The 8,557-nt window shown below is 56.0% G+C and carries 7 protein-coding genes and 1 riboswitch; of the genes, 5 read left to right on the forward strand and 2 right to left on the reverse strand.

Translation table 11 applies throughout. The annotated features are described in order from the left end of the window. The first annotated feature begins 72 nt into the window (after positions 1 to 72). The 5 genes from AXE65_RS07330 to AXE65_RS07350 all read left to right on the forward strand — a co-directional run bounded on the left by AXE65_RS07330 (position 73) and on the right by AXE65_RS07350 (position 5,883). The gene (locus AXE65_RS07330) at positions 73 to 618 is read left to right on the forward strand and encodes a fimbrial protein (protein ID WP_068390200.1); all 546 of its coding nucleotides are present in this window, start codon (positions 73 to 75) and stop codon (positions 616 to 618) included. A 115-nt stretch (positions 619 to 733) separates the two neighbouring features. Further along, positions 734 to 1,507, forward strand: coding sequence for a fimbria/pilus periplasmic chaperone (locus tag AXE65_RS07335; protein ID WP_068390202.1), 774 nt, complete (start codon positions 734 to 736; stop codon positions 1,505 to 1,507). Positions 1,508 to 1,509: 2 nt separating this feature from the next. Then, a complete protein-coding gene (locus tag AXE65_RS07340) occupies positions 1,510 to 4,017 on the forward strand; it encodes a fimbria/pilus outer membrane usher protein (protein ID WP_068390205.1) in 2,508 nt (835 codons plus the stop codon). Positions 4,018 to 4,031: 14 nt separating this feature from the next. Beyond that, on the forward strand, positions 4,032 to 5,120 hold the full coding sequence (locus AXE65_RS07345) for a fimbrial protein (RefSeq protein ID WP_153015416.1): 1,089 nt from the start codon (positions 4,032 to 4,034) through the stop codon (positions 5,118 to 5,120). A 4-nt stretch (positions 5,121 to 5,124) separates the two neighbouring features. Beyond that, positions 5,125 to 5,883 carry a fimbrial biogenesis chaperone gene (locus AXE65_RS07350; RefSeq protein ID WP_079214093.1) on the forward strand — a complete coding sequence of 253 codons (759 nt, stop codon included), beginning with the start codon at positions 5,125 to 5,127 and terminating at the stop codon, positions 5,881 to 5,883. A 72-nt stretch (positions 5,884 to 5,955) separates the two neighbouring features. On the opposite strand, the gene metF is transcribed toward AXE65_RS07350, so the two are convergent. Together metF and ahcY are read right to left on the reverse strand one after the other, a co-directional pair. Next, complete coding sequence (metF, locus tag AXE65_RS07355; protein ID WP_068390218.1) at positions 5,956 to 6,810, reverse strand: methylenetetrahydrofolate reductase [NAD(P)H]; 855 nt, start codon at positions 6,808 to 6,810, stop codon at positions 5,956 to 5,958. A 77-nt stretch (positions 6,811 to 6,887) separates the two neighbouring features. Continuing rightward, positions 6,888 to 8,270 (reverse strand): adenosylhomocysteinase, encoded by a 1,383-nt coding sequence (gene ahcY, locus AXE65_RS07360; protein WP_068390222.1) that lies wholly within the window; start codon positions 8,268 to 8,270, stop codon positions 6,888 to 6,890. Positions 8,271 to 8,284: 14 nt separating this feature from the next. Continuing rightward, positions 8,285 to 8,361, reverse strand: a riboswitch (S-adenosyl-L-homocysteine riboswitch). Between the last annotated feature and the right edge of the window lie 196 nt (positions 8,362 to 8,557).

Genomic DNA, 8,557 nt, shown 5'->3' on the forward strand with positions numbered 1-8,557 from the left:
CGGGAATCACTTTCACTTTTGATACTTTTGGTATATGCACAATCCATACCAATTTATACAGGAATTTCCACCATGAAACATATCTTCTCTCCCCTGTCCTTGGCCGCAGCTATCGCTTTGGCTTGCGCAGGTTCCGCCCAAGCTGCCGACGGCACCATTACCATCAACGGGCAAATCACCGACGTTACCTGCAACATTGACGTCAACGGTGGCGGGAGCAATGGCACCGTAACGCTGCCCACGGTCTCTACCAGCACACTGGATGCGGCGGGTAAAACTGCCGGTGCAACGCCGTTCAACATTACCTTGAGCGGATGTGCCTCAGCGAGCGGGGGAACGCTTAACACCGCCAGCACCTGGTTTGAACCCGGCGCCAATGTCGACAGCACCACCGGCCGTCTTATATCCACCGGCACTGCCGGCAACGTGCAGGTTGAACTGCTCAACAGCGCAATGAACCCTATTGCTGCGGGTGCTGCCGTGCAGAATGACACTCCGGCGAACATTTCCTCTGGCACCGGCACGCTGAGCTACTACTCGCAATATTACGCTACAGGGGGTGCAGCAACGGCGGGTACGGTTGCGACCTCGGTGCAGTACACCATTACCTACCAGTAGTGACTGCACGGTAATCCGCGTTTCAGGGTAACGGAAACGTGATTGCTTAAGTCACCCGGCAAAACCGCCGCAAACGGCTTCGCCGGGTGCATAAAATCCAAGGGAGCATATCTCTATGTTTCTAAAAATTTTTAGCGTTTTACTGTGGCTGATTGCAGCCACAGTGACGCAGGCGGGTGTGGTCATCAATGGCACCCGCGTCATCTATCGGGAAGCCGATGGCGAAACGGTGGTGCAGTTGCTCAATAAGGGCGAAGGGCCGCTGCTGGTGCAGTCCTGGATTGATGACGGAGACGCGCAGGCCAAGATTGAATCGCTCAAAGTGCCTTTTACCTTGATGCCATCGGTCGCCCGTATCGACCCGGCCAAGGGGCAGGCCATCCGCGTACTGCTTACGCGCAAAGAACTGCCTACCGACCGCGAGTCCCTGCTGTGGTTTAACGTGCTGGAAATTCCTCCCATGCCTTCCAGGCAACTGGCCAAGGGAGACAACCTGCTGCAGTTCTCGTTCCGTACTCGAATCAAGTTTTTCTATCGTCCGGCAGGACTTGGCTCTTCGCCGGAGGATGCTTTGAAGCAACTGCGCTTTGCCATCGGCCATGATGCAAAGGGTGAGTTGACTGTGCGAGTGTCTAACCCGTCGCCTTACCACATTACTTTTCGCAGTATCAGCCTGCGCCATAAACAAGAAGGCCCGGCGCTGGCCGAACTCGGCAATACTTACGAGCGCATGGTGAGTCCGGCCGGGGAGCTTACGCTGCCGTTGCACTGGCTCGATAAAGCCGCCGCAGCAAGCGGAAAACTGAGCCTGTTCTTTACCGCCATCAACGACCAGGGCGGAGACAGCCGGTTGCAACAAGGACTTCTCGAAACAGACGGGAGAGGCTGAACATGCGCCGCGCTGACCTCATGGCTGCCGCCATCGTCACGGCAGGTTTCGCTGGGTCGCCGCTGCTGGGCGTAGCCGCCAACCCGGAGATGGTGGAATTTAATACGGCCTTTTTGCGCAGCCCGGTGGATGTGCGCCTGTTTGCACAAGGCAATCCGGTTGCACCCGGCTATCAACGGATCGACCTGTATATAAACGGTTCCTGGAAAGGGCGAAGCGAAGTCCGTTTTGAGCTGCCCACGGCAGAATCCCATATCGCACAACCTTGTTATGACCTTAGGTTGTTTGAACTGCTGGGGCTGGATTCGGCGCACAGCAGCGACTTTGCACAACAGGCCATGTCGCAAGGGGATATTTGCAGCGCACTGGAACAGTTTATGCCGCAGAGCAGCGCAACCTTTGACAGTGGTGCACAGCGCCTCGATGTCTTCGCGCCACAAGCCGTATTGCTGCGCAACGCCCGCGGCTACGTCAGCCCCAAACTCTGGGACGCGGGCATCACCGCGGCTACCTTGCAGTACGACTACAACGCCTATCACAGCGAAGTGGACGGCAGCCCGTCGCATACCAGCCAATACCTTGGGCTGCGTGCCGGTCTTAACCTCGGCGATTGGCGTTTGCGCTACCGCGCGACCAGCACTTTGAACAGCCATGAAAGCATACGCTACCGAAATTCGGCCGTTTACGCCGAACGCGGCCTGCCGCAGTGGCACAGCAGATTGATGTTGGGCGAGGCTTCAACCAACGGCCAAGTGTTCGACAGCATCAGTTTCCTGGGCGTACAGCTTTCCTCCGATGAGCGCATGTACGCCGACTCGCAGCGCGGCTTTGCGCCGGTCGTGCGCGGCATTGCCAATTCCAATGCGCGGGTGCGTATAAGCCAGCGCGGCAACACCATCTATGAGACAACGGTACCGCCCGGGGCGTTTGTTATCGACGACCTGTACCCCAATGGCACCGGCGGCGACCTGCTGGTCACAGTCACCGAAGCCGATGGCAACGAACACAGTTTTACCGTCACCTACGCCACCACCGCCGAACTGCTGCGCCCCGGCATGACCCACTACAGCTTGACCGCCGGCAGGTACCGCAGCTCGCTGGTGGACGATGAACCGATGCTGGCAATGGGCACTTGGCGGCACGGCTTTTCCAACTCGATGACCGGCTACGGCGGCTCAGTGGTCGCCGAAGGTTATCTGGCGGCGGCTGGCGGTGTGGCTTTTAATACCGGCCTGGGCGCACTGGCGGCGGACCTTACCCACGCGCGTACCGACGATGACGACGGACGCACCCACAACGGCCAAAGCCTGCGCTTGACTTACGCCAAAATCCTGCCGCTGATTGATACCAACGTCACGCTGGCCTCCTATCGCTATTCCAGCAACGGCTACTACGACCCCACCGATGCCTTTCTGCTGCGTGACAAAGCCTTTAGCAGCACGACCATTGAGCGGCGGCGCAATCGTTTTCTGGTCAGCGCGACGCAATCACTGCCCGAAGGCTACGGCAGCTTTGCGCTGGCCGCCAATACGCAAAACTATTGGCAGCGCAAAGGCAAAGATACCGAATACGTGCTGAGCTACAACAATCAGATAGGTCGCATCAGTTTCGGTGCCAGCGCCAGCCGCAGCCGCAATCTGGTCACGGATAGATGGGACAACCGCTTTATGCTGTCGTTGACCATTCCCTTGAGCGATGGCACTCGCTCGCCGCAACTGAGCACGGCATTTACACACGAACGCAACCAGCAATCACTGCAAACCAGTCTGGCGGGCAGCGCCGGACGCGACTCACAGTATCGCTATAACGCTTTCACCTCATTCAACGAAAACCGGGGCAACGGCCATAGCACCACGACAGGCCTCAGCGGTGCTTGGGCGGCGCCCTACACCACAGTCGGTGGCAGTGCGTCGACCGGGCCTGGCTACCGCCAGTACGGCGCGAATCTCTCCGGCGGAATTGTGGCCTACCAAGGTGGCGTGGTGCTGTCACCGATGCTGGGCGAAACCATCGGCATAGTCGAAGCGCGTCAAGCCACAGGCGCTCGCGTTACCAATTATTCCGGCGTGCGCGTCGATGGTGATGGCTTGGCGGTCGTGCCCTACTTAAGCCCCTATCGGCGCAATTCCGTGGAGATTGACCCCAAGGGCATTTCCACCGATGTGCAACTGCAAAACACCAGCCAGCACATTGCTCCCACGGCCGGCGCCGTGGCGCTGCTGAAGTTCAAGACCGAAATCGGCTATTCGGTGCTGCTCAGCGGTCGCTTGCCAAGTGGCGAGCCGCTACCCTTCGCCGCCGCTGTTTTCGATACAGAGGGGCGCAATGTGGGTTACGTAGCGCAAGGCGGACAGGCCATGCTGCGGGTACTGGAACCCGTCGGCACGATGGTCGTCAAATGGGGCGAAGCCGCCGAGCAGCGTTGCCGCATCGACTACGCCTTCAGTGAAAAAACCGCAGTAGACAGCTTAGGTTACAGAACCCTGGAGGGCGCATCGTGTGTGAACTGAATCAACAAAACAGGGTGACTGCATACAGGCTTGCCCTCCTGGCACTCTGTGCACTGGCGGCTCAGGCCAACGGCGCTTGGGACAACTGTGAACACGGCGGAAACGGTGTACATCAGTTCTTTCCTGCCACGACCGTCTATCTGGGACGCGATGCCGCTGTCGGTGATGTGGTCGGCCCGTGGATTACCGCTACGGCTGCACCGGCATGGAACTGCACGCGCTTGCCGGCCCATGCGGGAACCGATGTGCAGGTATCCGTCCAAGGCAACCCACCGTATGGCCCCAAGCTGGGTACGCTGAACCACGAGGGTCATACTTATGGTTTGTACCGTTTCGGCAGCGAAAGTGAGGCACTGGGCTATATCGCCCGCTGGCGCGCCATTGTTGACGGTGTTGCCACCGACTGGACAGCCTTGAACACGATGCCCGGCACCGGCAGCTATCAGAACTCAGTGTCTACGGTCAGCGTGGTCAAGGCCGCCGGGGCGCAGTACAGCATCAACGTGGAGACGCAAATCCGCCTCGTCAAACGCACGGCGGCGCTGCAACCCGGCTATAAACAGAACATCGCCAACCCCATCCTCGTGCGCCACCATCAGCAGGTTGGCGGTGCTGAATCTGTGGGTGATACCGATACCCACCGCGTCTCACAGATGCAGCAAGATGCGCTGAGCTTCGCAGGCGGCGGCACCTGCACTACACCGAATGTGGAGGTGCCACTGCCGACCCTGCCAGCCAGCGACTTTTCTGGTACGGGCTCGGTGCTGGGCTCGACCCCTTTCGAGCTGAAATTCCAAGCTTGCCCGGTGGGTCTTGTCAGCATTGGCTACTACTTTACGCCGACCACCAGCATTATCGACGAAGCGCAAGCTGTGGTTGCGCTAGATGGCAGCTCCACCGCCAGCGGAGTTGGCGTGCAATTGACCGAGGACAATGGCACTGCGCTGAAGTTCGGCATAAACAATAGCTATTCGCTGCCCTACGACCCGTCCACGGGAGGCAGCTACTCGGTTCCACTGAAAGCCGCTTACTACCAGACAGATAACAACCTGGGTGCTGGCAGCGTCAGCACCTCAGTGACTTTCACCCTTGACTATAAGTAGCGGCATGCGCACGTCTTCTTTGCGCCGGTTTATCCGGCTGTGCTGCGCGGCACTGGCAATGGTTCTGTTGCCGGGGTTGGTCAGCGCGGCGATTTCGATTAACCGCACGCGCTTGATTGTCACGCAGCAGGAGCGTGAAGCCAGCGCGCAAATCCTCAACGAGGGCACACAGCCTGTGCTTATCCAAACTTGGGTAGACACGGGCGATGCGCAGCGGCAGGTCGAGCAAATCAAGGCACCTTTCCTCGTTGACCCACCGGTCTTTCGACTCGACCCGGGTCAATCAAGACAGGTGCGCGTACTGATGGTCTGGCCGATTGAGCAACTCCCCCAGGAGCGCGAGTCCGTCTTCTGGTTCAACGTGCTCGAAGTGCCGCCCAAGGCTGAAAGCCAACAGGCCTCCAATCATCTGCAAATCAGCTTTCGCACGCGACTTAAGATTTTCTTTCGTCCGCAGTCGGTAGTGCAGCAGCTTGCCGGGGACGTACAGCACTTGACCTTTATGCTGCGCCGGGATGCCTCCGGCAATGCTGCGCTATCTATCCACAACCCATCCCCGCAGTACTGGTCGTTTGACGTTTTAGAAGTCATTGCCCCGGATGGCACGCGAGTTCCTCTACCCCCGCGCATGGTCGCCCCTGGCCAGAGCGTGGAGCACCCACTGAATCGCAGTATCAGCCAAGCCAATTGGCGGGTTCACTTCTCTACCATCGATGATTTAGGCGTGGTGCATGACGAGGAGAAAACCCTGTTGCCTGAATAGGCAAGTTTTACTGAAATCAGCTCCCCTCTCCACTGGTGGGAGAGGGGCTAGATGACCCGGTCTGGATAACACTTAAGCGGATGTTTTAATCCTGAGATTATTTAAAATAGCCATGGGGGCTTCCGCATGATTAAGCGTATAAAAATGCAGCCCAGGTGCGCCACCTGCTAATAAACGCTCGCACAGAGCGCTAACCACTTGCTCGCCATAATGCTGAATGCTGGTTAAATCATCGCCATAGGCTTCCAATTGTTTACGCATCCAACGGGGCAGTTCTGCACCGCAGGCATCGGAAAAACGTGCCAGTTTACTGTGATTGGTAATCGGCATAATGCCCGGAATAATCGGGATATGAACGCCCAATTTCTGCGCCCGTTCGACAAAATAAAAGTAACTGTCCGCATTAAAAAAATACTGGGTAATCGCGCCGTTAGCACCGGCTTTTACTTTATCGGCAAAGTGCTTTAAATCGGCTTCAAAGTGCTGCGCCTGTGGGTGCATTTCTGGATAGGCGGCGACTTCAATATGAAAGTAATCGCCGCATTCATCACGAATCAGTTCGACCAAGTCCCGCGCGTAGTGCAATTCACCAAAGCTGCTGCCCATGCCGGACGGCAAATCCCCGCGCAGCGCCACTAAATGGCGAATACCCAAGGCCTTGTAGTGCCACAAAAACTCGCGCAATTCGGCTTTGCTGCTGCCAATGCAGGATAAATGCGGCGCACTGGGTACGCCTAATTTCGCGGATAATTGCAACACGGTATCCAATGTGCGCTCGCGGGTAGAACCGCCCGCGCCATAAGTGCAGGAGAAAAACTCCGGTTGATAAACGGTTAATTGCTGCGCCGCTTGCAACAAATTGGCGTGGCCGCTTTCGCTTTTGGCCGGAAAAAACTCAAAACTGTAACGCGGGTTAATAGCGGTCATTTTTCGCTTGCTCAATAATTAACAGTCGTTGTTGAGTGCCCTACCCTCTCCCCTCTCCGATAAATGGGAGAGAAATATCAATAACGGTAGTTATCCGGTTTAAACGGGCCTTGTATCGGCACGCCGATATAGTCGGCCTGCTCGCGAGATAACTGAGTGATCACCCCGCCAAAGCCTTTGACCATTTCCAGGGCAACTTCTTCATCGAGTTTTTTGGGCAATACTTCAACGGTTATTTGCGCATTTTTTCCGCTGCCGGGCAAATCTGCAAAGCGCTTGGCATATAAATGCATTTGCGCCAGCACTTGGTTGGCAAAAGAGCCGTCCATAATCCTTGACGGATGGCCGGTGGCATTGCCCAGATTGACCAAACGGCCTTCGGACAGCAGTATTAAATAATCGTCATTATCGGCAGCGAAGTGTTTGCCGCAACGATGTACTTTATGCACTTGCGGCTTAACTTCTTCAAACGCCCAATGCTCACGCATAAAAGCGGTATCGATTTCATTATCAAAATGGCCGATATTGCAAACAACCGCACGTTTTTTTAAGGCTTTGAGCATGGCCGCATCACAGACATTCAGATTACCGGTGGTGGTCACCAATAAATCGATTTTGCCAAGTAAGGCTTGCTCTACGCCGTTATCTGCAATACCGCCTTGATAAGGCGAGACCAGTTCAAAGCCGTCCATACAGGCTTGCATGGCGCAAATCGGGTCGATTTCGGAAACTTTAACAATCATGCCTTCTTGGCGCAGCGATTGCGCCGAACCCTTGCCCACGTCGCCATAACCGATCACCAACGCTTGTTTGCCGGACAGCAAATGGTCGGTTGCACGTTTAATCGCATCACTCAAACTGTGGCGGCAACCGTATTTATTGTCGTTTTTACTTTTGGTGACGCTGTCGTTGACATTAATAGCGGGGACTTTAAGCGTGCCGCTTTTTAATCGATCCAACAGTCGATGCACGCCGGTGGTGGTTTCTTCGCTGATACCGTGGATGCGTTCGAGCATTTGCGGGTAATCCCGGTGCAAGATTTCGGTCAAATCACCGCCGTCATCCAGCACCATATTGGCATCCCAAGGTTTGCCATCTTTTAAAATCGTCTGCTCAATACACCAGCGGTATTGCTCTTCGGTTTCGCCTTTCCAGGCAAATACGGAGATACCGGCAGCCGCCATTGCGGCGGCGGCCTGGTCTTGGGTGGAGAAGATATTGCAGCTCGACCAGCGCACCTCGGCACCCAAGGCGACCAGCGTTTCAATCAGTACGCCGGTTTGAATGGTCATATGGATGCAGCCCAAGATTTTTGCGCCTTTAAGCGGCTTGAGCGGTGCATATTTGCGGCGCAGGCCCATTAACGCGGGCATTTCCGATTCGGCGATAAAGAGTTCGCGCCGCCCCCAATCGGCAAGGGCAATATCGGCCACGCGGTAGTCATTAAAAACAGCGCTCATGGAAAATCTCCAAAAATCAATGAGCGCCGTTTATAGGAAACCTTACCGCCCAAGCCTGACAGGACAACCTGCTGCAGCGCTCCTTAGGGGAGGGGGTGACAAGCCAAGGCTTGCGTAAAAGTGCGCGATTATAGCGGCCTGACCATAACTGTCCAGATAAGCTTTTTTCTGCCCTGCCCGCCTCTCTCCTGCAAGCGAGCTACTAAGTTTTCACAAAGTAAAGTCATTTTTATATATAATATAGGCATGAAATGTAAACGGCAATCCGATGGTCGTGCTCACGATCA

The organism is Ventosimonas gracilis, assembly GCF_001580025.1.
GTDB lineage: Bacteria > Pseudomonadota > Gammaproteobacteria > Pseudomonadales > Pseudomonadaceae > Ventosimonas > Ventosimonas gracilis.

Bases quoted from the DNA above. Each gene is read 5' to 3' on its own strand.
- AXE65_RS07340 (WP_068390205.1), top strand. From the start codon at position 1,510: ATGCGCCGCGCTGACCTCATGGCTGCCGCCATCGTCACGGCAGGTTTC.
- AXE65_RS07335 (WP_068390202.1), top strand. From the start codon at position 734: ATGTTTCTAAAAATTTTTAGCGTTTTACTGTGGCTGATTGCAGCCACA.
- ahcY (WP_068390222.1), bottom strand. From the start codon at position 8,270: ATGAGCGCTGTTTTTAATGACTACCGCGTGGCCGATATTGCCCTTGCC.
- AXE65_RS07350 (WP_079214093.1), top strand. From the start codon at position 5,125: ATGCGCACGTCTTCTTTGCGCCGGTTTATCCGGCTGTGCTGCGCGGCA.
- metF (WP_068390218.1), bottom strand. From the start codon at position 6,810: ATGACCGCTATTAACCCGCGTTACAGTTTTGAGTTTTTTCCGGCCAAA.
- AXE65_RS07330 (WP_068390200.1), top strand. From the start codon at position 73: ATGAAACATATCTTCTCTCCCCTGTCCTTGGCCGCAGCTATCGCTTTG.